Below are 25,854 nucleotides of genomic sequence, written 5' to 3' on the forward strand. Positions count from 1 at the left end.
CCCGTGGCTTTACCTAGCGACACCGCTGCGGGCCGGCTGGCGATCATCGCCGGCGGCGGCCTTCTGCCTTCCTATGTCGCCGAAGCCGCGCGCGCGGCCGGGGAAGATCCCATTATCGTTGCGCTGAAGGATGAGAGTGACCGGCGCTGGGAGGACTACGATCACGCCGTCATCGGCATCGGCGATTTCGCCGCCCTCGACGGGCTGTTCAACCGGTATGGCGTCGGGCGCGTGGTAATGTCGGGGAGCGTACGCCGCCGGCCGGAATGGCGCGATGTGCGCCCCACGATGCGTATCCTGATGAAGGTTCCTGCTGCTATTCGTACCCTGCTGTCCGGCGGCGACGATACGGTTTTGCAGATGGTGATCCGGTTGATCGAGGGGAACGGCCGGCGCGTCGTTGGCGCCCATGAGATCGCTCCGGATCTTCTTGCATCAGTCGGACCGCTTGGTGCCGTGGCGCCCGGTGAGGAAGATCGGCGCGATATTGCCTGCGCGGCCGAAGCCGCCGAAATGCTCGGCCGGCTCGATGTCGGGCAGGGTGCCGTCAGCATCGGCGGACGCGTCGTTGCACTGGAGGGGTTGGAAGGCACCGATCAGATGCTGGAGCGTGTCGCGGGGCTCAGGGCCGCCGGGCGTATCTCGCCGCGCCGCCGCGGCGGGCTCGTCAAGCTCTGCAAACCGCAGCAGGATATCCGCGCCGACCTCCCGGCGATCGGTGTTTCCACAATCCTGAACGCCGCGAAAGCCGGCCTTGCCGGCATCGCCGTCGAGGCCGGCCGTTCGCTGGTGCTCGATCGGGCCGCAGTCATCAGCGCCGCCGATGAGGCCCGCCTTTTCGTTTGCGGCATTGATCGCGGCTTACCGGCATGGGGGCTGGAATGAGTGGGGCGCCCCTGAAGATTGCCGTCATTGCCGGGGAGGTGTCGGGTGATCTGCTTGGCGCCGATCTCATCGCCGCGCTCAAGCGCATTCATGCCGGACCGGTGGAACTCGTCGGTGTCGGCGGCGAGGGGCTGCAGGCGGAAGGACTGCGTTCCCTATTCGATTTCTCCGAGCTGTCGATCATGGGCATCACGCAGGTGCTGACGCGGCTGCCAAGGCTGTTTGGCCTGATCCGTCGAACAACGGCGGAGATCATCGCCGCAAAGCCGGATATCCTTCTCATCATCGACAGCCCCGACTTCACCCATCGTGTCGCCAAGCGCGTGCGCACCGCGCTGCCCGACCTTCCTGTCGTTAATTACGTCTGCCCGAGTGTCTGGGCCTGGAAGGAATATCGGGCCAAGCGTATGCTCGGCTATGTCGATCACGTGCTTGCCGTCCTGCCATTTGAACCGGCAACGATGCAGCGCCTGAATGGCCCCGCCACAACCTATGTCGGGCATCGTCTGGTCGCCGACCCAGCGCTGCAGGAGACGCGCCGCCTGCGCGTGGGAAGGCGACCCGGCACCGGCACGATCCTGCTTCTTCCCGGCTCACGCTCCTCCGAAATACAGAAGCTTCTGCCTTATTTCGAGGTCGCAACGAACGAACTTGTCACCCGCAACGGGCCGACACGGTTCGTTCTGCCGACGGTGACGCACAAGGAGGCGCTTGTCCGGAAAATGACGGCGGGATGGGCGGTAAAGCCGGAGATCGTCATCGGCGCGGAAGCAAAATGGAAAGCCTTTGCCGAGGCCGATGCAGCCATGGCGGCGTCCGGAACCGTTATTCTTGAACTTGCCCTAGCCGATGTTCCCGTCGTCTCCGCCTACAAGGTCGACTGGATCATGCGCATGCTGACATCGGGCATCAAGACCTGGACCGGCGCGCTGCCGAACCTGATCGCCGATTATCCGGTCGTGCCGGAATATCTGAACGACATCGTTCGCGGCGCAAGCCTTGCACGGTGGATGGAAAGGCTGTCGGCTGACACCTTTCAGCTCAAGGCGATGAAGGAAGGCTACGAGCTCATCTGGCAGCGCATGCAGACGGAAAAGCCGCCGGGCGAACACGCCGCCGAAATCCTTCTCGACGTATTGAAAAAGAAAAAACCCGGCCATTCCTGACCGGGTTTTTTTTGAGTCCTGAAGCGATCAGCGCTTCGAAACCGGGATGTAGTCGCGCTTCGGTTCGCCGACATAGAGCTGGCGCGGACGGCCGATGCGCTGTTCCGGATCCTCGATCATCTCGTTCCACTGGGCAATCCAGCCGACGGTGCGGGCAAGCGCGAAGAGCACGGTGAACATGGTCGTGGGGAAGCCCAGCGCCTTCAGCGTGATGCCGGAATAGAAGTCGATATTCGGGTAGAGCTTCTTCTCGATGAAATATTCGTCAGTGAGCGCGATGCGCTCCAGCTCCATCGCCACTTCGAGCAGCGGATCGTCCTTGATGCCGAGTTCGCCGAGCACTTCATGCGTCGTCTTCTGCATGATCTTGGCGCGCGGATCGTAATTCTTGTAGACGCGGTGACCGAAGCCCATCAGGCGGAACGGATCGTTCTTGTCCTTGGCGCGGGCGATGTATTCCGGAATGTGGTCGACCGAGCCGATTTCCGTCAGCATGTTGAGCGCCGCTTCGTTGGCGCCGCCGTGAGCGGGGCCCCAGAGGCAGGCGATGCCGGCGGCGATGCAGGCGAACGGGTTGGCGCCCGACGAACCGGCGAGACGGACGGTCGAGGTCGAGGCGTTCTGTTCGTGATCGGCATGCAGAATGAAGATGCGGTCCATCGCGCGGGCAAGCACCGGATTGACAACATATTCCTCGCAGGGAACAGCAAAGCACATGCGCAGGAAGTTCGACGCGTAATCGAGGTCGTTCTTCGGGTAAACGAAGGGCTGGCCGATATGGTACTTGTAGGCCATGGCGGCAAGCGTCGGCATCTTGGCAATCATCCGCAGGCTGGCGACCATGCGCTGGTGCGGATCGGTGATATCAGTCGAGTCGTGATAGAAGGCCGACAGCGCGCCGACGCAGCCGCACATGACGGCCATCGGATGCGCGTCGCGGCGGAAGCCGGTGAAGAAGCGGGTCATCTGTTCATGCACCATCGTGTGGTGCGTGACGCGATAGTCGAAATCCTTCTTTTGCGCAGCGGTCGGCAGTTCGCCGTAGAGCAGGAGGTAGCAGACCTCGAGGAAGTCGCCATGCTCGGCGAGCTGTTCGATCGGATAACCGCGGTGCAGCAGGACACCCTCGTCGCCGTCGATATAGGTGATTTTCGATTCACAGGATGCGGTCGAAGTGAAGCCCGGATCGTAGGTGAAGGAGGCGGTGTTCTTGTAGAGGGCACCGATATCGATGACGCTCGGGCCGATCGTGCCGCTTTTAACGGCAAGGTCGACTGATTTGTCACCGATTTTTATTGTAGCGCTTTGATCCGTCATGCTGATCCTCCGAAATGTCGGTGGCGCCATAAAAGCGCCATAGGGGTTAAGCGTCCTTTCCGATAGCTATATGATCGGGACGCTAATGCCAAGTTACCGTGACGGCATTTTGTGCATTGCGGCAACACCTTTTAGGCACTGCAGCGATGAGCCGCACGCATAGCGGAAGCCGATGATTCGACTGACCTTTTGCCGCTTACGATTTTCCCACATATTTCAATCGATTATTCTTGCCGGATTTGCGTTAAGGTTGCATTCTGGGGGCTGGGCGGAATGACCTCGGGCGGCGCATGCAGGAAATGACGATAGCCGAATTGCGGCCGAAGGCGGGCGTCGGCCCAGCCGATCCCACGCCCTTTCATACGCCTGCCGCTGGGACGCGGCCGGCAACGACCCAGTCCTCGGTACCTTTACGACACCGGCTGACGGCCGCAATCACCCGATTATCGCGTGCCGGCGTTCGCATGCTGAGCGAGGAGGTGGACTACGGCCGCCTGCTTTTATTCTCGCCGGTTCTCCTCGGCGCCGGCTCCGCCTTCTGGTTTCTGGCGGCGACAGATATTCCGGTCGTTCCATCGCTGCTCGGCCTGTTGACGTTGACGGTTGCGGTTTTCGTCGCGGGCTGCGCACGGCCGGTGTTGCAGACAATGCTTCTGACGCTGGCGCTTATGGTGTGCGGCATGCTCTGCGCTCAGTTCGAGAGCTGGCGGGTCTCCACCGTCATGCTCGATTCATCGGTGACGACGACGGTGACAGGCCGCGTCGAGCGGCGCGAAGGCGACGATCGCGGGCGATGGCGCTATATTCTTGCCCTCACAGGCACCGCCGAGCCGGAGGTGAAGCGGCCGCCGAGGCGGGTAACCGTCATCGCCCGCGGCGCCGATGTGCCTTTCGAGATCGGTGATATCATCACCGGCAGGGCACGGCTGACGCCGCCGGCAGGCCCGGCGCTGCCCGAGCTCAACGATTTTTCCTTCGGGGCTTATTTCGATGGCGTCGGTGCGAACGGCTTCTTCTACGGCGCGCCGACGAAGCTCGAAGCGCAGGCGGCGCCGCCGGAGGCGAGATGGAGTTCCGATGCCCTGCTCGAGTGGCTCTATAGGCTGCGTAGCGGCATCGGCGATCGCATACGCTCGATCCTGCCTGGCGACACAGGCGCATTTGCCGCCGCTCTCGTGACCGACGAGCGGCGCGCGATTTCGAACGAGACGACGGACGCGCTGCGCCAGTCAGGCCTTGCCCATATTATCGCTATATCAGGCCTCAACATGGCTCTGTCGGCCGGCATCTTCTTCGTCGGCTTTAGGATGCTGCTCAGCCTCTTTCCCGGTGTCGCTCAGGCCTATCCGACCAAGAAATTCGCCGCCGCCGGAGCGCTCATCGCCGTCACGGCCTATTTTCTGATCTCGGGTTTCGCCGTCTCGGCAGAGCGCGCCTTCATCATGATGGCCATTATGCTGATTGCTGTCTTCTTCGACCGGCCGTCGATTAGCCTGCGCAACGTCGCTCTTTCCGCGCTTGTTATCATTGCGATCTCACCTTCCGAAGTCCTGGGCCCGAGTTTTCAAATGTCCTTTGCCGCGACGCTGGCGCTGGTATCGGCTTATCAGCTGTGGAAGGAACGGCGCGTCGGCGAAAGCGCCCTGCCGAAAATGCCGGCCCTGCTGCTGGCCGCTGCGGTCGCACGCTTTTTCAGCGGCGTTTTCCTGACTTCGCTGATCGGCGGCTTTTCCACGGCGCTGTTTTCGATCGAGCATTTTCATCGCCTGACGGCCTATGGTCTCCCGGCAAACCTCGCGACCATGCCGATCATCTCCTTCATCGTCATGCCGGCCGGGTTGTTGGCGATGCTGCTCATGCCTTTCGGGCTTGATATATTGCCTTGGAAGGTGGTCGGATTCGGCCTCGATCTGGTGATCGTGGTGGCAAAGACGATATCCGGTTGGGGCGGGAATATCGGCGTCGGTCGATTGCCCAGCTGGTATTTCACGCTGGCCGTGGCAGGTTTCCTGCTGATGACCTTGCTGCGGACGCGGCTGCGCCAGGTCGGCACCGCTCTCATCGCCGTCTCGACGCTTGCAGTAGTGGTTCTGCCGGCATCCCGGCCGGCGGATCTGGTGATTTCGGAAGACGGCGCGCTCGTCGCGGTCGTCACGCCGGCAGCAATGGCCTCCAATCGCGAAAGGCCGCCGGATTTCATCTTCGATCAGTGGCAGAGGGCGCTCGTTCTGACGGTGCATAATCCGCCGAGGATGCTGGATAGTCCTGCGATCCCGGAGGATAAGGAGAGGCGCCTCAGGCTTTCCCGCGAGCAGCAGAACGAAGCGAAGATCGCGATGCAGGCGGCCGCGGCCGGCGCTGAGGCGGAAAGCTTTTCCTGCCTCAGGAAAGCCTGGTGCATAGCCAAGCTTGCAAACGGTCATATCGTGACCGTCATCGAAAATGCCGCCTATCTCGGCCCCGCTTGCGATGCCGGCGATATTGTCGTGACGTCTGTACGCCTGCGCTTCGCCAGCTGCCGCTCGGGTGCGGCGCTGTTTACCGGCGAAACGCTGCGCAGGACCGGTTCGGTCGAATTGCGTTTCACTGAGAGCGGCCTCGAGGTCGCGACGGCCTTCGATGCATTATCGCGGCCATGGATGCGCCACCGCGCCTATGATTGGCGCAGCAACAGTTTTACCGATTCCGGCCCGTCCAGCGTCAGTGATAGCGGCGGATGAGGCCGACCAGCTTGCCCTGCACCTTGACGCGGTCGGGTCCGAAGATGCGGGTCTCATAGGCCGGGTTGGCGGCTTCCAGGGCGATCGATGCGCCCTTGCGGCGGAAACGCTTCAGCGTTGCTTCCTCGTCGTCGACGAGGGCAACGACGATATCGCCGGGACTTGCAGTGCTGCCGTTACGGATGATCACGGTATCGCCGTCGAAGATGCCGGCGTCGATCATCGAATCGCCCTTGACCTCCAGCGCGTAGTGCTCACCGGAGCCAAGCATATCGGCGGGAACGACGATGTCGTGCGTGTTGTTCTGGATCGCCGAAATCGGAACGCCGGCGGCGATACGTCCCATGACCGGCACGGAGACGGAGTTGCCGTTGTCTGCGACCGCCTTTGCCGCAGCAGGGGCGGCGACCGGCTGGGGCTTGCCGAGGCTGCCCTCGATGACGCTCGGCGAAAAACCGCGGCGCGGTTGAAGACTGGGGCTATAGGCCTCTGGAAGCTTGATCACTTCGAGCGCTCGGGCGCGGTTCGGTAGGCGGCGAATGAAGCCGCGTTCCTCTAGCGCCGTGATCAGGCGGTGGATGCCTGATTTTGAGGCGAGGTCCAGAGCATCCTTCATTTCGTCGAAAGAGGGAGGAACGCCGGATTCCTTCATGCGCTCATGAATGAAAAGGAGAAGCTCCTGTTGTTTGCGCGTGAGCATCGACGTCAGACCCCGTGATTGAAACAAATCCAGAACAGACACTATATGTTCCATATGTGTTCTGCAAGTAGCTAAATTTCCGTAAAACTTCCCGTCAACTCGTTGAGATTTTTATTTTCATTCGCCGGATTTGGCGCGCAAGCCTTGAATTGACCGCGTGCCGTCGCACATCTCATGCCATTTCAGGGAGAGGGACATTATGAAAGACCATTCCGCCAAGCCGCACCCGCTGGATCATGTCGTGTTGCCTGTCGTCAATATAGACCTGGCGCGCGAGAGGCTCGGGAAACTCGGCTTCACCGTTGCCGCCGATGCGCGCCACCCCTTCGGCACGGAGAATGCCTGCGTATTCTTTGCCGACAAGACCTATCTGGAGCCGCTCGGTGTAGCGAGCGTCGAGGAGAGCGAGCTATCGGCGCGGCAGGGTAACGTCTTTACCGCCCGCAACCAGGCCTTTCGCTTCCGCTGCGGCGAGGAGGGGCTTTCGGCGATAGCCTTCGGCACCGGGGATTGCGGGCTCGATCATAAGAGTTTCATCGACAAGGGATCGAGCGCCGGCAAGATGCTGGAGTTTAGTCGGACTATGAAAATGCCGGATGGTTCCGAGAGCATCGGGAGCTTCAGACTGGCTTTTGCCGGCGATCTCCGCGCGCCCGATCTGCTTCTCTTTGCCGTCGAGCGCGTCAACCCGTTGCCGGCCGATCGCGGTTCGCTGGAAAGGCATGACAATGGCGTCACCGGCATTGCTGAGGTGGCGCTCTGCGCACCGGAGCCGGCGGCTTTCGCCGCCTTCGTCGGCCTTGCCGCAGCGCAATCGGCAGCCGAGAAAACCGGGTTTGGCGTCAATATCGCGGCCTCGAATGCGAGGATCAGCCTGGTGACGCCGGAGGGGCTGGAGGCCTATTTCGAGACCGCGGTCTCACCCGCCGAGCGAGGACTGCGCGGCCGGGCAATCCTCTTCAATGTCGCCGATCTTGCCGTGACAGAAGCGCATTTGGCTGCTAACGGGGTGACGTATACGCGTAAGAACAACCGCATTCTGGTGAAGCCCGCGCCCGGCCAGGGCACGCTCTTTGCCTTCGAGGAACCACGATGAGCTCCGATACGAATTCCGAAGTCAAGATCGGCGAAGGCGATGGTCAAGTCACCTTTTCCAATACAGGCCGCCTGTCGCTGATCGCCGGCCCCTGCCAGATGGAAAGCCGCGATCATGCCTTCATGGTGGCCGGCACGCTGAAAGAGCTTTGCGGCAAGCTCGGCATAGGCCTCGTCTACAAGAGCTCTTTCGACAAGGCGAACCGCACCTCCCTCTCGGCCGAGCGCGGCATCGGCTTGGAGAAGGGCATGGAGGTCTTTGCCGATCTGAAAAAGGAATTCGGCTTTCCCGTCTTGACCGACGTCCACACCGCCGAGCAATGCGCGGAGGTGGCAAAGATCGTCGATGTCCTGCAGATCCCGGCTTTCCTCTGCCGCCAGACCGACCTTCTGATCGCCGCCGCCAGGACCGGCCGCGCCGTCAATGTCAAGAAGGGCCAGTTCCTCGCACCCTGGGACATGAAGAACGTCCTGAAGAAGCTCAACGCCAGCGGCAATCCAAACGTGCTGCTGTGCGAGCGCGGCGCTTCCTTCGGCTACAATACTTTGGTCTCCGACATGCGCTCGCTGCCGATTATGGCGGCGATGGGCGCTCCCGTTGTCTTCGATGCGACGCATTCCGTTGCCCAGCCGGGCGGGCAGGGCGATTCCTCGGGCGGCCAGCGGGAGTTCGTGGAAACGCTGGCGCGTGCGGCGGTCGCGACGGGAATTGCCGGCGTCTTCCTCGAAACCCATCAGGACCCCGACAACGCACCGTCCGATGGCCCGAATATGGTCTATCTCAGGGACATGCCGCGCCTGCTTGAGAAGCTGCTTGCCTTCGACGCAATCGCCAAGGCCTGACGTTCAACAGGCTGACATGATCGTGGTTTAGGCCACGACATAATACCGTTCGAAGGCAGGAAATTGCGGCATTGTAATTTGCACGCCTTCGATTATGACAGGCTTCGAACGACCTATCACCCACCGAGCAGGAAGAACCCATGACTGCAATCACCGATATCATCGCCCGCGAGATTCTCGATAGCCGTGGCAACCCCACCGTCGAAGTCGACGTCTATCTCGAAGACGGCAGCATGGGCCGCGCGGCCGTTCCCTCGGGCGCCTCGACCGGCGCGCACGAGGCGGTCGAGCTGCGCGACGGCGGCAAGCGCTACCTTGGCAAGGGCGTTCAGAAGGCGGTCGATGCCGCCAACACCGAGATCTTCGACGCGATCGGCGGCATCGATGCCGAAAACCAGATCCAGATCGACAACATCATGATCGAACTCGACGGCACGCCGAACAAGTCGCGCCTCGGCGCCAACGCCATCCTCGGCGTCTCGCTCGCTGTCGCCAAGGCTGCCGCCCAGGCATCAGGCCTGCCGCTTTATCGCTATGTCGGCGGCGCTTCCGCCAGCCTGCTGCCGGTGCCGATGATGAACATCATCAATGGCGGCGCCCATGCCGACAATCCGATCGATTTCCAGGAATTCATGATCCTGCCGGTCGGCGCCGATACGATCGCTGAAGCCGTGCGCATGGGGTCGGAAGTCTTCCATACGCTCCGCAAGGAACTTGCCGCGCAAGGCCACAACACCAATGTCGGCGATGAAGGCGGTTTTGCACCGGGCTTGAAGAGCGCGCCCGAGGCCCTGGACTTCATCATGAAGTCGATCGAGAAAGCCGGCTATAAGCCGGGGGACGACATGTGCCTCGGCCTCGACTGCGCCTCGACGGAGTTCTTCAAGGACGGCAAATATGTTCTGGAGGGCGAAGGCCGCACGCTCGAATCGGGCGCCATGGCCGAATATTTGGCCGAACTCGCGGGCAAGTATCCGATCATCTCGATCGAGGACGGCATGGCCGAGGACGACTGGGATGGCTGGAAGACGCTGACCGATCTGATCGGCAACAAGACCCAGCTCGTTGGCGACGACCTCTTCGTCACCAACTCGGCCCGCCTTCGCGACGGAATTCGCATGGGTGTCGCCAACTCGATCCTCGTTAAGGTCAACCAGATTGGTTCGCTCACGGAAACGCTCGACGCGGTCAACACGGCGCACAAGGCGGCCTATACCGCCGTCATGTCGCACCGCTCCGGCGAAACGGAAGATTCGACGATCGCCGATCTCGCGGTTGCGACAAACTGCGGTCAGATCAAGACCGGCTCGCTGTCGCGTTCCGACCGTCTTGCCAAGTACAACCAGCTGATCCGCATCGAGGAAGGCCTCGGCCCTCAGGCCCAGTATGCCGGCCGCTCGATCATCAAAGGCTGATCGCTTCTGACTTTCAGCTCCCCGACCCGCGCTTCATGGCGCGGGTTTTTTGTTGCTCGAATTTAGAGTCAACGAACGGTTAATCTCTGCGCGGTATGCTCGAAGAATTGGTAATGCGTTCAAGAGCATACGTGTATGTGGACAAAGCATCATAAGAAGAGAAAGATCGGCCGCTTCGTCGTTCCGGCCATGACGGTCGCCTTCCTCTCCTATTTCGGCTATCATTGCATCCATGGCGATTACGGCCTGCGGGCGACGGAGACGTTCGAGCGCCAGCGCATCGCACGCGAAAAAGAGCTTGCGGTGTTGAAGGCGAAGCGCGAACATCTGGAAAGCCAAGTCGCCCTGCTCAGTGACGGCTCGCTCGACAAGGATATGTTGGACGAAAAGGCGCGTTATCAGCTGAATATGTCGCGTGCGGACGAGATCGTCATATTCAATCATTATTCAAATTAACCAGAATTGAGTTAATCGATATTTCGTCTTTGTTGCCAATGGCTTAGCGGCGAATACGAGCCATGCAATTATGGCATTGCTGTGGTCATGTTTCTTCCCTATGGTACGCGCCACCGAGAAACGACAAACCCATAGGGAGGGTTGAATGGCGCCGCGAAAGACCGCGACCGTTTCCAGCCGCAAAACTGCAGCAAAACCAGCAGCCAAAGCATCGAACGGAGGCCCTATAGCCGACTTCGATCGGGATGAGGAACTCAAGGCCTATCGCGAGATGCTACTGATCCGCCGCTTCGAGGAGAAGGCGGGTCAGCTTTATGGTATGGGCTTCATCGGCGGCTTTTGCCATCTCTACATCGGTCAGGAAGCCGTTGTCGTCGGCATGCAGATGGCACAGAAGGAAGGCGATCAGGTCATCACCGCCTATCGAGACCACGGCCATATGCTTGCTACCGGCATGGAAGCGCGCGGCGTGATGGCGGAACTGACCGGGCGCCGCAGCGGCTATTCCCACGGGAAGGGCGGCTCGATGCACATGTTCTCGAAAGAGAAACATTTCTACGGCGGCCACGGCATCGTCGGCGCCCAGGTTTCACTCGGAACCGGTCTCGCCTTCGCAAACCGCTATCGCGGCAATGACAATGTCGCCATCGCCTATTTCGGCGACGGCGCCGCCAACCAGGGCCAGGTTTACGAGAGTTTCAACATGGCCGCTCTCTGGAAGCTGCCGATCATCTATGTCGTCGAAAACAACCGCTACGCCATGGGCACGTCGACGGCGCGCGCCACGGCGCAGTCGAATTACTCGCTGCGCGGCTCGGGCTTCGGCATCCCCGGTATGCAGGTTGACGGCATGGACGTTCGCGCCGTCAAAGCTGCGGCCGACGAGGCGCTCGAACATTGCCGCTCCGGCAAGGGCCCGATCATCCTCGAGATGCTGACCTACCGTTATCGCGGCCACTCCATGTCCGATCCGGCGAAGTATCGCACCAAGGAAGAAGTGCAGAAGATGCGCTCCGAGCAGGATCCGATCGAGCAGGTGAAGGCGCGCCTCATCGAAAAGGGCTGGGCATCCGAAGACGATCTGAAGGCGATCGACAAGGATGTCCGCGACATCGTTGCCGACAGCGCCGACTTCGCCCAGGCCGATCCTGAGCCGGATGCATCCGAGCTCTATACCGACATTCTGCTCTAATCGGGGAGGGAACCCATGCCTATCGATATCCTCATGCCCGCCCTCTCTCCGACGATGGAAGAAGGCACTCTGTCCAAATGGCTGAAGCAGGAGGGTGACAAGGTCACCTCAGGCGACGTCATTGCCGAAATCGAAACCGATAAGGCGACGATGGAAGTCGAAGCCGTCGACGAAGGCATCATCGGCAAGCTGCTGGTCGATGCCGGAACCGAAGGCGTCAAGGTCAACACCAAGATTGCCGTGCTGCTGCAGGACGGCGAATCGGCCTCGGATATATCAGCCGCCAAACCGGCAGTCGCCGCCGCACCCCAGGTGCCCCAGGAAGAAAAGCCGACCAACACCGGCTCGGCCTCAGCGCCGCTTCCCGCCGAGCCGAAGGCCGTCATTCCGAACGATCCCGAAATTCCTGCCGGTACCGAAATGGTGTCGATGACCGTGCGCGAAGCGCTTCGCGACGCCATGGCCGAAGAAATGCGCGCCAATGAAGACGTCTTCGTGATGGGCGAGGAAGTCGCGGAATATCAGGGCGCCTACAAGGTCACGCAGGGCCTGCTGCAGGAATTCGGCCCCCGCCGGGTTGTCGATACGCCAATTACCGAGCATGGCTTCGCCGGCGTCGGTGTCGGTGCGGCAATGGCCGGCCTTCGCCCGATCGTCGAATTCATGACTTTCAACTTCGCCATGCAGGCGATCGATCAGATCATCAACTCGGCCGCCAAGACGCTTTACATGTCCGGCGGCCAGATGGGTGCGCCGATCGTCTTCCGCGGCCCGAACGGTGCCGCCGCCCGCGTCGCCGCCCAACACAGCCAGGACTATGCCGCCTGGTACAGCGCCATTCCCGGTCTGAAGGTCATCATGCCTTACACCGCAGCGGACGCGAAGGGCCTGCTGAAGGCGGCAATTCGCGATCCGAACCCGATCATCTTCCTCGAGAACGAAATTCTCTACGGCCAGCACTTCGATGTGCCGAAGCTCGATAATTTCGTGCTCCCGATCGGCAAGGCGCGCATCCATCGTCAGGGCAAGGATGCCACAGTCGTCTCCTTCGGTATCGGCATGACCTATGCAACGAAGGCGGTCGCCGAACTCGAACAGCTCGGCATCGACGTCGAATTGATCGACCTTCGCACAATCCGCCCGATGGACCTTCCCACGGTTATCGAATCGGTGAAGAAAACCGGCCGCCTCGTCACTGTCGAGGAAGGTTATCCGCAATCCTCGGTCGGCACCGAAATCGCCACCCGCGTCATGCAGCAGGCCTTCGACTATCTCGATGCGCCGATCCTGACGATTGCGGGCAAGGACGTGCCGATGCCTTACGCCGCCAATCTCGAAAAGTTGGCACTTCCGAATGTCGGCGAAGTTGTCGATGCGGTGAAGGCTGTCTGCTACAAATAAGGGAGGGTATCTCGATGCCGATCAATATCACGATGCCCGCCCTCTCTCCGACGATGGAGGAAGGCAATCTGGCCAAGTGGCTGGTCAAGGAAGGCGACAAGGTCAAGTCTGGCGATGTGATCGCCGAGATCGAGACCGACAAGGCGACGATGGAAGTCGAAGCTGTCGATGAAGGCACCGTTGCCAAGCTCGTCGTTCCCGCCGGCACCGAAGGCGTCAAGGTCAATGCCCTGATCGCCGTTCTTGCCGCCGATGGCGAAGATGTTTCGGCTGCCGCAAGCGGCGCGGGTTCCGCCGCTCCCGCCAAGGCAGAGGGCGCAGCTGCGCCGAAAGTCGAAGCTGCGCCGGCGAAGACCGAGGCCGCTCCGGCGCCGGCACCTGCCGCTGCACCCGCGGCCGTTTCGGCTGGTGGCAACCGTACCTTCTCTTCACCGCTCGCGCGCCGTCTGGCCAAGGAAGCCGGCATCGACCTTTCGGCCGTCGCCGGTTCCGGTCCGCATGGCCGCGTGATCAAGAGCGATATCGAAGCCACCCTTGCCGGCGGCGCCAAGCCCGCTCCCGCGCCTGCCGCTGCTCCGGCTCCGCAGGCTGCTGCACCGGCTCCGGCTGCTGCCGCGCCGAAAGGCGCCTCCGAGGATGCCGTGCTTAAGCTGTTCGAGCCGGGCTCCTACGAACTCGTGCCGCATGACGGCATGCGCAAGACGATCGCTCGGCGCCTGGTCGAATCCAAGCAGACGATTCCGCATTTCTACGTCAGCGTTGATTGCGAGCTCGACGCTCTCATGGCGCTGCGCGCCCAGCTCAACGACGCAGCGCCCCGCAAGGACGGCGCTCCGGCCTATAAGCTCTCGGTCAATGATATGGTCATCAAGGCCATGGCGCTGGCGCTGCGCGACGTTCCGGACGCCAATGTGTCGTGGACCGACAACAACATGGTCAAGCACAAGCACGCCGATGTCGGCGTGGCCGTTTCGATCCCCGGCGGCCTGATCACACCGATTATCCGCAAGGCCGAGCAGAAGACGCTGTCGGTCATCTCCAACGAGATGCGCGACCTCGGCAAGCGGGCCAAGGACCGCAAGCTGAAGCCCGAGGAGTATCAGGGCGGCACGAGTTCGGTCTCGAACATGGGCATGATGGGCGTGAAGAACTTCGCCGCCGTCGTCAACCCGCCGCATGCGACGATCCTCGCGGTTGGTGCTGGGGAGCAGCGGGTCGTCGTCAAGAACGGCGAAATGGCCATTGCGTCGGTCATGACGGTCACGCTCTCGACCGACCATCGCTGCGTCGATGGCGCCCTCGGCGCCGAACTGCTCCAGGCCTTCAAGGGCTACATCGAAAACCCGATGGGCATGCTTGTCTGACAGCGAAGCGGAGGCGGAAATGACCAAGACCGTTCTTTGCTATGGTGATTCGCTGACCTGGGGTTATGACGCCGAGACGATCGGCCGTCATGAGTACAAGAACCGCTGGCCGAGCGTGCTTCAGGCGGCGCTCGGCAGCGAGGTGCGTGTCATCGCCGAGGGGTTGAACGGTCGCACGACCGCTTTCGACGACCACCTTGCCGATTGCGATCGTAACGGCGCACGCATCCTGCCGACGATCCTGCAGACGCATGCGCCGCTCGACCTCGTCATCCTTCTGCTCGGCACCAACGACATGAAGCCGGTCGTGGCCGGTTCTGCCTTTGCCGCCTGCCAGGGCATCAGCCGGCTCGTGCGGCTGATCCGCAATCACGCCTGGCCGTTCGAATTCGATGGGCCGGAGATCCTGATCGTGGCGCCGCCGGCGATCTGCGCGACGGGCAATGTGCCCTTCGCCGCATCCTTTCCCGGCGGCATCGAGGAATCGGCAAAGCTAGCAACGCTTTATCGCGATCTTGCCGACGAACTCGGTTGTGGCTTTTTCGACGGCAATTCCGTCGCCAAGACTACGCCGATCGACGGAATTCACCTCGATGCGGAAAATACGCGTGCACTCGGACGCGGGCTGGAATCAATCGTGCGGATGATGCTGGGGATCTGAGAATGACCGCCTTCGTCGCCCTCCGGCAGGCCTCGCGGCGGGATGCCTCGGAGCTGGCAATTCTGGCGGATATTGCCTCGCATGGCTTTGCCTCCTGGCTCTGGTTCGCCGACGTGGCGAAGGGCGTGAGCGACACGCCGCTGGAGCGGGGCAGGCTGAAGATGAGTGAGGAGGAGGCCGTCGGAGGCTGGCGGGACGCGGTGGTCGCTGAGGCCTATGGCGAGGTCGCAGGTGTGGCGATCGGCCACGCGCTGGATGAAGACATAAGCGATATCGAGGCGACCATTCCGGCGACCGAGCCGATGCTCGCCTTGCAGAAGACGGTTGTGGGAAGCTGGTTCATCGGCAGTCTCGGCGTTTACAGCCACCTGCGCGGCATCGGCGTCGGACAGAGGCTGCTGGAGGATCAGATCGAAAGGGCCGATCGGCGGCCCGTCAGTCTGATCACCGCAAGCGACAACGAAGCGGCTTTGTCGCTTTATGGAAGAAACGGATTCTTGGAGGCTGCGCGCGCTGATGCCGTGCCGCTCTTCGAAAACAGCAAGAGGCACGCGTGGGTGCTCATGACCCGCAGCGCAGCGTAACAAAGGCAGGAAACACATGGCTGAATCCTACGACGTCATCATCATCGGCTCCGGGCCCGGCGGCTATGTCGCCGCCATCCGTGCAGCCCAGCTCGGCCTCAAGACGGCGATTGTCGAGCGCGAGCATATGGGCGGCATCTGCCTGAACTGGGGCTGCATACCGACCAAGGCGCTGCTGCGTTCGGCCGAGGTGCTCGACCACTCCAACCATCTCAAGGATTACGGCCTCATTCTCGAGGGCACCGTCAAGCCGGACGCCAAGGCGGTCGTTGGCCGCTCGCGTGCTGTCTCTGCCCGCCTCAATGCCGGCGTCGGCTTCCTGATGAAGAAGAACAAGATCGACATCATCTGGGGCGAGGCGAAGCTTTCGAAGCCCGGCGAGATCGTCGTCGGCAAGTCTTCTAAGCCTGTCGTCGAACCGCAGCACCCGCTGCCGAAAAACGTCAAGAGCGGCGAGGGCACCTATACCGCCAAGCACATCATCCTTGCGACCGGCGCCCGTCCGCGCGCGCTGCCGGGCATCGAGCCCGACGGCAAGCTGATCTGGACCTATTTCGAGGCGCTGAAGCCGGATGTGCTGCCGAAGTCGCTGATCGTCATGGGCTCGGGTGCGATCGGCATCGAATTCGCAAGCTTCTATCGTTCGATGGGCGTCGACGTCACGGTCGTCGAAGTCATGCCGACCATCATGCCGGTCGAGGACGCCGAAATCACCGCCATCGCCCGCAAGCAGCTGGAAAAGCGCGGTCTCAAGATCTTCACGAGCGCCAAGGTGACCAAAGTCGAGAAAGGGGCGGGCAGTATCACCGCCCATGTCGAGACTGCAGACGGCAAGGTGCAGCAGATCACCGCCGACCGGATGATTTCGGCCGTAGGCGTTCAGGGCAATATCGAAAACCTCGGCCTCGAGGCACTCGGCGTCAAGACCGACCGCGGTTGCGTCGTCGCCGATGGTTACGGCAAGACCAATGTCGCGGCCATCTATGCGATCGGCGACGTCGCCGGCCCGCCGATGCTGGCGCACAAGGCGGAGCATGAGGGCGTCGTCTGCGTCGAGAAGATCGCCGGCCTGCCGAATGTTCATCCCACCGACAAGGGCAAGGTCCCCGGCTGCACCTACTGCGATCCGCAGGTGGCCTCCGTCGGCCTGACCGAAGCTAAAGCCAAGGAGCTGGGCCGCGATATCCGCGTCGGCCGTTTCTCCTTCGCGGCGAACGGCAAGGCGATCGCGCTCGGCGAAGACCAGGGCATGGTGAAGGTGATCTTCGACAAGAAGACCGGCGAGCTGCTTGGCGCCCATATGGTCGGCGCCGAAGTCACCGAACTCATCCAGGGCTTCGTCGTCGCGATGAACCTCGAAACGACCGAGGAAGAGCTGATGCATACGATCTTCCCGCATCCGACCGTGTCCGAGACGATGAAGGAAGCGGTACTCGATGCTTATGGGCGTGTGCTGAACGCGTGAGAATTTCCGGGGGCGCCCTTTTTTGCATGAGTGGGAAGCCGCTCCGGTCGGGTGGAAAAAGCGAAAGGAAATCATCATGTCTATGGAGACGCAGGCGTTGCTGGTGTTTTTGCTGATCGGCCTGGTTGCGGGTTTCCTGGCCAGTCTCGTCGTCGGTGGCGGCGGGTTGATCAGATGCCTGTTGAGCGGCATCATCGGCGCCTTCGTCGGCGGCTATCTGTTCAGCGCGCTCGGCATCTCGCTGGGCATTGAAAATGCGCTGGTGGTGCAGATCATCCATGCCACGGTCGGCGCCATCATCGTGGTGCTGGTTGCCAGGGCGGTCGCATAGGATAAATGGCTCAAGCAAGGGCAGGGCGGGAATGGAAAGCGTCGGCTGGATTTCGGCAATCATCATCGGTGGGCTTGCAGGCTGGCTCGCCGGTAAGCTGATGGACGCGCGATACGGAATTTTCCTGAATATCGTCCTCGGCATCGTCGGCTCGGTCGTCGCCACCGCCATCCTCGCCCAATTTCACGTCCAGCTTGCCGGCGGACGGCTGGGATATTTCGTGACGGGTTTCCTCGGGGCCTGCCTGCTGATATTCCTTGCGCGACTGGTGCGGCGCTGATTGCGACGCGCTTTGGAGACTGTGCCGCATAAGGCGGCGGAAAGCTGATACTGCAATGGTGACTATTCTCGACACGATCAATCCCGACGCCAAACGCGTACGTCATCCGGAGAAGGCGCATCGTCCCGATACTGAAGTCATGCGCAAGCCGGACTGGATCCGCGTCAAGGCGCCGACCTCCAAAGGTTATGCCGAGACGCGCGCCATCGTGAAGGAGCACAAGCTCGTTACCGTCTGCGAGGAGGCAGGCTGCCCGAATATCGGCGAGTGCTGGGACAAGAAGCACGCGACCTTCATGATCATGGGCGAGATTTGTACCCGCGCCTGCGCCTTCTGCAATGTCGCGACCGGCAAGCCGAACGCGCTCGATATGGCCGAGCCGGAAAACGTCGCCAAGGCGGTCCGGGAGATGGGCCTCAGCCACGTCGTCATCACCTCCGTCGACCGTGACGATCTCGAAGACGGTGGCGCCGAGCACTTCGAAAAGGTGATCTGGGCGATCCGTGCCGCCTCGCCGGCAACGACGATCGAGATCCTGACGCCGGACTTCCTGAAGAAGCCGGGTGCGCTGGAGCGCGTCGTCGCCGCCAAGCCCGACGTCTTCAACCACAATATGGAAACGGTTGCCGGCAACTACCTGACGGTTCGCCCCGGCGCCCGCTATTTCCACTCCATCCGCCTGCTGCAGCGGGTGAAGGAGCTCGATCCCACCATGTTCACCAAGTCGGGCATCATGGTGGGCCTCGGCGAGGAGCGCAACGAAGTGCTGCAACTGATGGACGACCTGCGCACGGCCGATGTCGACTTCCTGACGATCGGCCAGTACCTGCAGCCGACCCGCAAACACCACAAGGTCGAGAGCTTCGTCACGCCCGAGGAGTTCAAGTCCTACGAGACGGTCGCCTACAGCAAAGGCTTCCTGATGGTTGCATCTAGCCCGCTGACCCGCTCGTCACACCATGCTGGCGATGATTTTGCCCGGCTGAAGGCGGCGCGCGAGAAGAAGCTGCTGATCGCTGCTGAATAAGGTTGGAGTGCTTGTTTTGTCAGACTGCTGATAAAGCGGCTAACCCACGCTTCGGCTGCTCGGACTCGTCTCACTGCTGCCCGATTCACGCCGATGGCTGCCCCTCACCCTAACCCTCTCCCTGCAAAAAACGGGGCGAGGGGACGTGCCCTGCGAGAGGCCGGCGAGGGGCGGAGGTCGCGACATATTCCCTTCGCCCCGTTTACGGAGAGGAGGTGCCGGCAGGCGGATGAGGGGCAACCCGCGGCGATCTCCTTGGCGGAGGTGTCGCGTTTGAGGCGACGATGAATGTCATATCCGGATCAAAATCGACGCTTGCCGAAGCCGACCGTATCTTGGTGATCGGCTGCCCCGGCAGCGGTAAGAGCACGCTTGCAAAAAAGCTCTCGCAAGCGCTCGGCCTTCGCTACATCTCCATGGACCGCGACTTCTACTGGCTGCCGGGTTGGAGAAAGAGGCCGCGCGGCGAGATTGACCGTCTAATCGGCGATGCCGTGGCGGAAGAACGCTGGATCATGGATGGAACCGGCCTCAGCTCCTTCCATCTTCGCCTGCCGCGGGCTGATTTCGTCATTTGGCTTCGCCCGTCAAGATATTCATGCCTCTACGGCGCCGTCTCAAGAACGTTGCGATATTTCGGACGTAACCGTCCCGAACTGCCTGCCGGCTGCCCTGAGCGCCTCTCGCTGGATGCGCTTGCCTATATGTGGAATTTCGAGCGGGACGGCGTGCCACTGATTGAGGCAGCACTTCGGGATCATGCAGCCGGCATCCCCGAACATGGCCCGGATGTGCCGGTTCTTCAGCTAAAATCCCGCCGCCGGATGCGCGAACTCCTTGATCTTCTGGACCGGCCCGCTTAAGTGCCGCCTATGCCGCAATTCGAAACGCACCGTTCCGTCCCGCACACGCCCGACCAGATGTTCGATCTCGTTGCCGATGTCGAGCGCTATCCGGAATTCCTGCCGCTCTGCGAGGCGCTTTCCGTCAAGAGCCGCAGGGAGCGCGACGGCAAGATCCTGCTCGTGGCCGACATGACCGTGGGTTATAAGGCGATCCGCGAGACCTTCACGACCCAGGTGCTTTTGAACCGGGCCGAGCGCGTTATCGAGGTCAAATATATCGATGGCCCGTTCAAATATCTCGAAAATCGATGGCATTTCGGCGAAACGCCGGCTGGCGGCTGCACGATCAATTTTTTCATCGATTATGAGTTCAAGAGCCGCATATTGGGCGCGCTGATGGGCTCTATGTTCGACCGCGCCTTCCGTATGTTCACTGAAGCCTTCGAGACAAGGGCGAACAGGATTTACGTCACGGTGCAATAGACGATCGCAGCCGGGATCAACTGGCGAGGAGAGAATGCACCATCTCCAGCGCCGTCCGCACCGTTGCCAGCCGCACCGCGCTGCGGCCGATATCGCCGTAAAGCATCTTTCGGTGGACGAGTGCGCCGGTCCGCGATTTGGCGGCGAGATGCACGAGCCCGACTGGTTTTTCCGCCGACCCGCCACCGGGGCCTGCAATGCCGGTGACAGCGATGGCGATCGCGGCGCGTGAACGGAAGAGGGCGCCATGCGCCATCTGCCGGGCGGTCTCTTCGGAAACCGCCCCGAAGCCGAGCAGCGTTTGCTCCTGCACTCCGAGCATCTCGATCTTGGCTGTGTTCGTGTAGGTGACGAAGCCGCGGTCAACGACGGCGGACGAACCCGAAATTTCGGTCAACGCCCCGGCGATCAGCCCGCCGGTGCAGGATTCGGCTGTTGAGATCATCAGCCCGGCAGCGGTGAAGTCGCGGATGATCGCTGCGGCTGCCGAATTGATATCCTCGGGAAAAAGACTCATCGCTTCGTTCCCCGATAGACGACGGTCGCCGTGGCGATCGCCGCTATGCCTTCGCGCCGGCCGACGAAGCCGATCTTCTCATTGGTCGTCGCCTTGACCGAGCAGCGTTCGAGATCGATGCCGAGATATTCGGACAGTCTTGCCCGCATGGCCTCGCGATGCGGGCCGATCTTCGGTGCCTCGGCGATCAGCGAGACGTCGGCATTCATGATCGTGCCGCCGCGCTCGCGCACGATCCGGGCGGCATGCTCGATGAAGATCTTCGAAGCCGCTCCCTTCCATTGCGGATCGGACGGCGGGAAGTGATCGCCGATATCGCCGGCGCCGCAGGTGGCAAGCAGCGCGTCGGTCAGCGCATGCAGCGCGACGTCGGCATCCGAATGGCCTTTGAGCTTCTGATCATGCGTAATGAACACGCCGCAGAGTGTCACGCCGTCGCCCGGTTCGAGCTGGTGTACGTCATAACCGTTGCCGGTGCGCACGTCGGGAAGCAGCGAGGCCGACAGCTTGTCGTCGGCCATGGCGATATCGCGCTTGACGGTCAGCTTGACGTTATCGCCTGTGCCCTCGACAATCGTCACCGGAATGCCCGACCATTCGGCGATCGAGGCGTCGTCGGTAAAATCGCTTCGCCCGCTCGCCGCTGCCTTCTCGTGCGCGTCGAGGATCGCTGCGAAGGCGAAGGATTGCGGCGTCTGCGCCGCATAGAGGTGCTCGCGCGAGACCGTCGCCAACACGGTGCCGGCGCTGTCGGCGCGTTTCAAGGTGTCGGTGACCGGCATGGCCGGCAGCACTGCCTGCGCGCCGTCGGCAAGGCGCTCGGCAATGCGGTCGAGAAGCCCATGGTCGAAGAATGGGCGGACCGCATCGTGGATCAGCACATGGCTGACATTCTTGTCCTTGAGGTATCTGAGGCCGGCAAGCACCGACTGCTGCCTGGTCGCACCGCCATGCACCGTTTCGATCGGGATCGCCGAGATGATGTGGCGAAACGCTCTCGCAAACAGCGCCTCGTCATCGGGATGAATGACGATCACGATCTCAGCTGCAGCTTCCCATGTCATGAAGTTTTCAAGCGTGTGGACGATAACGGGCTTGCCGCCGATCATGCGATATTGCTTGGGGCCTTCCGTGGTGGATCCTGCGCGCTCGCCGCGGCCGGCGGCAACGATGACAATTCCAGCCGATATCGGTTGCTTGGACGGCATTTGCGGCATAAATCCCCTAAATCATGCGGAATTGACCGGAGTGCTCTAACCTCTTGCTTTGGCCTTTTCCAGCATCTGCCCAAAAAATATCGATTCCGGCCCGAGCCCCCTTGGCAAAGGCGTCGATCTGTGGCTAAAAATAATGCAGTTCTATGGTGTGCCTGAAAGATAATCATTTGATTTGCAAGAATCTCGCAGCGCCTTTCCGAATCGGGCCCGTGTCCGTGCGGAACCGCGTTGTGCTGGCGCCGATGTCCGGCGTCACGGATATGCCCTTCCGTGAGCTTGCCTGGCGCTTCGGCGCCGGTCTTGTCGTCACCGAGATGGTGGCGAGCCGCGAACTGGTCAATGATACGGCCGAATCCTGGGCGCGGCTGAAGGCTGCCGGTTTCCGGCCGCATATGGTGCAGCTCGCCGGGCGCGAGGCGCACTGGATGGCGGAAGCGGCGAAGATCGCTGCCGATCATGGCGCCGATATCATCGACATCAACATGGGCTGCCCGGCAAAGAAGGTGATCGGCGGGTATTCCGGCTCGGCGCTGATGCGCGATCCCGACCACGCGCTCGGCCTCATCGAGGCGACGGTTAAGGCCGTGGAGATCCCGGTGACGCTGAAGATGCGCCTCGGCTGGGACGAGAATTCGATCAACGCGCCCGACATCGCGCGCCGCGCCGAGGCGGCCGGCATTCAGCTCGTCACCATTCATGGGCGCACCCGCATGCAGTTTTACGAAGGCCGCGCCGATTGGGATGCGATCCGCGCCGTTCGCGGGGTGATCTCCATTCCGCTGATCGCTAATGGCGATGTCGAAACCGCCGGGGATGCGCAGGAGATTCTACGCCGCTCCGGCGCCGATGCCGTCATGATCGGCCGGGGCTGCCAGGGCAGGCCGTGGCATGCCGGTGTGCTCGCCGGAGCGGCGGAACCGCGACGCGAAGATATTCCCCATATCGCCGTCGAACATTACCGGATGATGCTCGATTTCTACGGCGAGGCGGTGGCGATCCGCCATGCCCGCAAGCATCTCGGCTGGTATCTCGAGCGGTTTGCTCCCGCGGTTGCCGGTGGCGAGAAGGCAGACATCATGACCTCGCGTGACCCGCGCGAGGTAGCGGCGCGCCTTAATGACGCGCTGGCCGCAGGTGCGCTCGACAGCCGGGAGGCGGCATGACGAAGGATATGATATCGCCGCCCGACCACGCCGGCGGAACCGTCGCCATGGCCGTGCTGAACGCCATCCAGAACCCCGTCGTCATGGTCGACGAATCCGGCTTTATCGCCTTCGCCAATTGGGAGGCGGAGGCCTTTTTCGGCGCCAGCGCCTCACATCTGGCACGATACCGGATCTCGACCTTCATTCCCTTCGGCAGTCCGCTGCTCGCCCTGATCGACCAGGTGCGCGAGCGCAAGGCGCCGGTCAACGAATACCGCGTCGACCTGAGTTCGCCGCGCCTCGGCCAGGACAAGCTCGTCGATCTCTACGTCGCACCCGTGCTCAGCGAGCCCGGCGCCGTCGTGATCGTCTTTCAGGAACGTTCGATGGCCGACAAGATCGACCGGCAGTTGACGCACCGGGCCGCCGCCCGCTCGGTGACCGGTCTCGCCTCAATGCTGGCGCATGAGATCAAGAATCCGCTCTCCGGCATCCGCGGTGCTGCCCAGCTGCTCGAACAATCCGTCATCGATGACGACCGCGCGCTGACGCGGCTGATCTGCGACGAGACGGATCGCATTGTCTCCCTGGTCGACCGCATGGAGGTCTTTTCCGACGAGCGTCCAGTTGACCGCATGCCGGTCAATATCCATTCCGTGCTCGATCACGTGAAGGCGGTCGCCAAGGCGGGATTTGCCCGCAATATCCGCATCACCGAGAGTTACGACCCGTCGCTGCCGGCGGTCTACGCCAATCGCGATCAGCTCGTTCAGGTGTTCCTCAACCTGGTGAAGAACGCCGCCGAAGCCGTCGGGGATCGGCCGGACGGCGAGATCATGCTGACGACGGCCTATCGCCCCGGCATCCGTCTGTCGGTCGCCGGCACGCGTGAAAAGATCTCGCTGCCACTGGAATTCTGCGTCCACGACAATGGCCCCGGCGTGCCGGCCGACCTGTTGCCGCATCTCTTCGATCCCTTCATCACCACCAAGACGAATGGCAGCGGCCTTGGCCTGGCATTGGTCGCCAAGATCATCGGCGATCACGGCGGCATCATCGAATGCGACAGCCAGAACAGCCGCACGACTTTCCGCGTTCTCATGCCGGCGTCGAAGGACGCCTCGCTCGAGGATGCTTCTTCCGCAAGCTCGACAGGACCTTCTCGATGACAGCCACGATCCTCGTTGCAGATGATGATGCGGCCATCCGCACTGTGCTCAACCAGGCTTTGAGCCGCGCCGGTTATGACGTTCGCATCACCTCCAACGCCGCAACCCTCTGGCGCTGGATTTCGGCGGGCGAGGGCGATCTTGTCGTCACCGACGTGGTGATGCCCGATGAAAACGCCTTCGACCTCCTGCCGCGGATCAAGAAGGCCCGTCCCGATCTTCCAGTCCTCGTCATGAGCGCGCAGAACACCTTCATGACCGCCATCAAGGCCTCGGAGAAGGGCGCCTACGACTATCTGCCGAAGCCCTTCGACCTGACCGAGCTGATCGGCATCATAGGTCGGGCGCTGGCCGAGCCGAAGCGCAAGCCCGCCAAGCTTGAAGAGGACATGCAGGACGGCATGCCGCTCGTCGGCCGCTCGGCGGCGATGCAGGAAATCTACCGTGTGCTCGCCCGCCTGATGCAGACCGACCTGACGCTGATGATCACCGGCGAATCCGGCACCGGAAAGGAGCTCGTCGCCCGCGCCCTGCACGATTACGGCAAGCGCCGCAATGGCCCCTTCGTCGCGATCAATATGGCGGCGATCCCGCGCGACCTGATCGAATCGGAACTCTTCGGCCACGAGAAGGGTGCCTTCACCGGCGCGCAGACCCGCTCGACCGGCCGCTTCGAGCAGGCCGAAGGCGGCACGCTCTTCCTCGACGAGATCGGCGACATGCCGATGGACGCCCAGACGCGGCTTCTGCGCGTGCTGCAGCAGGGCGAATACACCACGGTCGGCGGACGCACGCCGATCCGAACCGACGTGCGTATCGTCGCCGCCACCAACAAGGATCTGAAACAGGCGATCAACCAGGGCCTTTTCCGCGAGGATCTCTACTATCGCCTCAACGTGGTGCCGCTGCGTCTGCCGCCGCTACGCGACCGCGCCGAGGACATTCCCGATCTGGTGCGCCATTTCATCCAGCAGGCGGAAAAGGAAGGCCTCGGCTCCAAGCGCTTCGATCAGGAAGCGCTGGAACTGATGAAGGCCTATGCCTGGCCGGGCAATGTTCGCGAGCTGGAAAACCTGATCCGCCGCCTGATGGCGCTCTATCCGCAGGATGTCATCACCCGCGAGATCATCGATGCCGAGCTGCGCTCGGATGTGCCCGACAGCCCGATCGACAAGGGGCCGATCCGCAACGGCTCGATGACGATCGCTCAGGCGGTCGAGGAGAACATGCGCAGCTATTTCGCAAGCTTCGGCGAAAACCTGCCGCCGCCGGGCCTCTATGACCGTGTGCTGACCGAAATGGAATATCCGCTGATTCTCGCCGCCCTGACCGCGACGCGCGGCAATCAGATCAAGGCGGCCGATCTTCTCGGCCTCAACCGCAACACCCTGCGCAAGAAGATCAGGGAACTCGGCGTCTCGGTTTATAGAAGCTCCCGCACTGCCTGAAAAAGGCGGTGGGCTCCTCGTTCGCCCACCGCCACCTCCTCCCAGTATCCGCCGCTTCGGTCGGGAACAGAAATCAATCTATCCGAGCCAGACTTCGGTTTGTATCTGCGCCGGCAAACAAAAACGCA

25 protein-coding genes are annotated in these 25,854 nt (G+C 61.9%); 21 read left to right on the forward strand and 4 right to left on the reverse strand.

All coding sequences use genetic code 11. The annotated features are described in order from the left end of the window. The first annotated feature begins 3 nt into the window (after positions 1 to 3). A complete protein-coding gene (locus tag J2J98_RS09960; protein WP_207602990.1) occupies positions 4 to 885 on the forward strand; it encodes an LpxI family protein in 882 nt (293 codons plus the stop codon). Further along, the gene (gene lpxB / locus J2J98_RS09965) at positions 882 to 2,051 is read left to right on the forward strand and encodes a lipid-A-disaccharide synthase (protein WP_207602991.1); all 1,170 of its coding nucleotides are present in this window, start codon (positions 882 to 884) and stop codon (positions 2,049 to 2,051) included. Before J2J98_RS09960 ends, lpxB begins: the two co-directional genes overlap by 4 nt. A 27-nt stretch (positions 2,052 to 2,078) precedes the next feature. Here lpxB and gltA read toward each other — a convergent pair whose 3' ends face one another. Then, complete coding sequence (gltA, locus tag J2J98_RS09970; RefSeq protein ID WP_064709038.1) at positions 2,079 to 3,368, reverse strand: citrate synthase; 1,290 nt, start codon at positions 3,366 to 3,368, stop codon at positions 2,079 to 2,081. Positions 3,369 to 3,658: 290 nt separating this feature from the next. On the opposite strand from gltA, the gene J2J98_RS09975 reads away from it, so the two are divergent. Next, positions 3,659 to 6,088, forward strand: a complete 2,430-nt coding sequence (locus J2J98_RS09975; RefSeq protein ID WP_207602992.1) for a ComEC/Rec2 family competence protein — start codon at positions 3,659 to 3,661, stop codon at positions 6,086 to 6,088. Here J2J98_RS09975 and lexA read toward each other — a convergent pair. Then, positions 6,069 to 6,788, reverse strand: a complete 720-nt coding sequence (lexA, locus tag J2J98_RS09980; RefSeq protein WP_064709188.1) for a transcriptional repressor LexA — start codon at positions 6,786 to 6,788, stop codon at positions 6,069 to 6,071. The genes J2J98_RS09975 and lexA overlap by 20 nt on opposite strands. A 199-nt stretch (positions 6,789 to 6,987) precedes the next feature. Here lexA and J2J98_RS09985 point away from each other — a divergent pair, with 199 nt between their 5' ends. The 15 genes from J2J98_RS09985 to J2J98_RS10055 all read left to right on the forward strand — a co-directional run bounded on the left by J2J98_RS09985 (position 6,988) and on the right by J2J98_RS10055 (position 20,230). Next, a complete protein-coding gene (locus J2J98_RS09985; RefSeq protein ID WP_207602993.1) occupies positions 6,988 to 7,884 on the forward strand; it encodes a VOC family protein in 897 nt (298 codons plus the stop codon). After that, entirely contained in the window at positions 7,881 to 8,726 is an 846-nt protein-coding gene (gene kdsA / locus J2J98_RS09990; protein ID WP_064712832.1) for a 3-deoxy-8-phosphooctulonate synthase, read from the forward strand. The genes J2J98_RS09985 and kdsA overlap by 4 nt, the downstream gene beginning before the upstream one ends. Before the next feature lie 140 nt (positions 8,727 to 8,866). Next, a complete protein-coding gene (gene eno / locus J2J98_RS09995; protein WP_064709034.1) occupies positions 8,867 to 10,141 on the forward strand; it encodes a phosphopyruvate hydratase in 1,275 nt (424 codons plus the stop codon). Between the two features lie 135 nt (positions 10,142 to 10,276). Further along, on the forward strand, positions 10,277 to 10,597 hold the full coding sequence (locus J2J98_RS10000; RefSeq protein WP_064709033.1) for an FtsB family cell division protein: 321 nt from the start codon (positions 10,277 to 10,279) through the stop codon (positions 10,595 to 10,597). Between the two features lie 145 nt (positions 10,598 to 10,742). Next, the gene (pdhA, locus tag J2J98_RS10005; protein ID WP_064709032.1) at positions 10,743 to 11,789 is read left to right on the forward strand and encodes a pyruvate dehydrogenase (acetyl-transferring) E1 component subunit alpha; all 1,047 of its coding nucleotides are present in this window, start codon (positions 10,743 to 10,745) and stop codon (positions 11,787 to 11,789) included. A gap of 15 nt (positions 11,790 to 11,804) precedes the next feature. Further along, positions 11,805 to 13,190: a pyruvate dehydrogenase complex E1 component subunit beta gene (locus tag J2J98_RS10010; protein ID WP_207602994.1), complete on the forward strand. Its 1,386-nt coding sequence runs from the start codon at positions 11,805 to 11,807 to the stop codon at positions 13,188 to 13,190. Between the two features lie 14 nt (positions 13,191 to 13,204). Beyond that, a complete protein-coding gene (locus J2J98_RS10015) occupies positions 13,205 to 14,554 on the forward strand; it encodes a pyruvate dehydrogenase complex dihydrolipoamide acetyltransferase (RefSeq protein ID WP_207602995.1) in 1,350 nt (449 codons plus the stop codon). 19 nt (positions 14,555 to 14,573) lie between these two features. After that, positions 14,574 to 15,215: an SGNH/GDSL hydrolase family protein gene (locus J2J98_RS10020; RefSeq protein WP_207602996.1), complete on the forward strand. Its 642-nt coding sequence runs from the start codon at positions 14,574 to 14,576 to the stop codon at positions 15,213 to 15,215. Between the two features lie 2 nt (positions 15,216 to 15,217). Further along, positions 15,218 to 15,799 (forward strand): GNAT family N-acetyltransferase, encoded by a 582-nt coding sequence (locus tag J2J98_RS10025; protein WP_064709028.1) that lies wholly within the window; start codon positions 15,218 to 15,220, stop codon positions 15,797 to 15,799. A 16-nt stretch (positions 15,800 to 15,815) separates the two neighbouring features. Then, positions 15,816 to 17,264, forward strand: a complete 1,449-nt coding sequence (gene lpdA, locus J2J98_RS10030) for a dihydrolipoyl dehydrogenase (protein WP_207602997.1) — start codon at positions 15,816 to 15,818, stop codon at positions 17,262 to 17,264. Positions 17,265 to 17,340: 76 nt separating this feature from the next. Next, the gene (locus J2J98_RS10035; RefSeq protein ID WP_011425215.1) at positions 17,341 to 17,595 is read left to right on the forward strand and encodes a GlsB/YeaQ/YmgE family stress response membrane protein; all 255 of its coding nucleotides are present in this window, start codon (positions 17,341 to 17,343) and stop codon (positions 17,593 to 17,595) included. Positions 17,596 to 17,626: 31 nt separating this feature from the next. Further along, entirely contained in the window at positions 17,627 to 17,875 is a 249-nt protein-coding gene (locus tag J2J98_RS10040) for a GlsB/YeaQ/YmgE family stress response membrane protein (RefSeq protein ID WP_064709026.1), read from the forward strand. Between the two features lie 55 nt (positions 17,876 to 17,930). Next, positions 17,931 to 18,902, forward strand: a complete 972-nt coding sequence (gene lipA, locus J2J98_RS10045; RefSeq protein ID WP_138394152.1) for a lipoyl synthase — start codon at positions 17,931 to 17,933, stop codon at positions 18,900 to 18,902. Positions 18,903 to 19,186: 284 nt separating this feature from the next. Continuing rightward, positions 19,187 to 19,765: an AAA family ATPase gene (locus tag J2J98_RS10050; protein ID WP_207602998.1), complete on the forward strand. Its 579-nt coding sequence runs from the start codon at positions 19,187 to 19,189 to the stop codon at positions 19,763 to 19,765. Between the two features lie 9 nt (positions 19,766 to 19,774). Next, positions 19,775 to 20,230 carry a type II toxin-antitoxin system RatA family toxin gene (locus tag J2J98_RS10055; RefSeq protein WP_138394154.1) on the forward strand — a complete coding sequence of 152 codons (456 nt, stop codon included), beginning with the start codon at positions 19,775 to 19,777 and terminating at the stop codon, positions 20,228 to 20,230. 16 nt (positions 20,231 to 20,246) lie between these two features. Here J2J98_RS10055 and J2J98_RS10060 read toward each other — a convergent pair whose 3' ends face one another. Together J2J98_RS10060 and J2J98_RS10065 are read right to left on the reverse strand one after the other, a co-directional pair. Then, positions 20,247 to 20,747: a CinA family protein gene (locus tag J2J98_RS10060; RefSeq protein ID WP_207602999.1), complete on the reverse strand. Its 501-nt coding sequence runs from the start codon at positions 20,745 to 20,747 to the stop codon at positions 20,247 to 20,249. Then, positions 20,744 to 21,964: a bifunctional 2-C-methyl-D-erythritol 4-phosphate cytidylyltransferase/2-C-methyl-D-erythritol 2,4-cyclodiphosphate synthase gene (locus J2J98_RS10065; RefSeq protein WP_207603000.1), complete on the reverse strand. Its 1,221-nt coding sequence runs from the start codon at positions 21,962 to 21,964 to the stop codon at positions 20,744 to 20,746. The genes J2J98_RS10060 and J2J98_RS10065 overlap by 4 nt, the downstream gene beginning before the upstream one ends. A gap of 143 nt (positions 21,965 to 22,107) precedes the next feature. Here J2J98_RS10065 and dusB point away from each other — a divergent pair, with 143 nt between their 5' ends. Genes dusB through ntrC form a run of 3 tightly spaced genes read left to right on the forward strand, consistent with a single transcriptional unit; the run spans position 22,108 to position 25,726 of the window. Further along, positions 22,108 to 23,127: a tRNA dihydrouridine synthase DusB gene (gene dusB, locus J2J98_RS10070; RefSeq protein ID WP_207603001.1), complete on the forward strand. Its 1,020-nt coding sequence runs from the start codon at positions 22,108 to 22,110 to the stop codon at positions 23,125 to 23,127. Next, entirely contained in the window at positions 23,124 to 24,278 is a 1,155-nt protein-coding gene (locus tag J2J98_RS10075; RefSeq protein WP_064712830.1) for a two-component system sensor histidine kinase NtrB, read from the forward strand. Before dusB ends, J2J98_RS10075 begins: the two co-directional genes overlap by 4 nt. Further along, complete coding sequence (gene ntrC / locus J2J98_RS10080; RefSeq protein ID WP_064709018.1) at positions 24,275 to 25,726, forward strand: nitrogen regulation protein NR(I); 1,452 nt, start codon at positions 24,275 to 24,277, stop codon at positions 25,724 to 25,726. Before J2J98_RS10075 ends, ntrC begins: the two co-directional genes overlap by 4 nt. The last annotated feature ends 128 nt before the right edge of the window (positions 25,727 to 25,854 follow it).

The organism is Rhizobium bangladeshense (assembly GCF_017357245.1).
Taxonomy (GTDB): domain Bacteria; phylum Pseudomonadota; class Alphaproteobacteria; order Rhizobiales; family Rhizobiaceae; genus Rhizobium; species Rhizobium bangladeshense.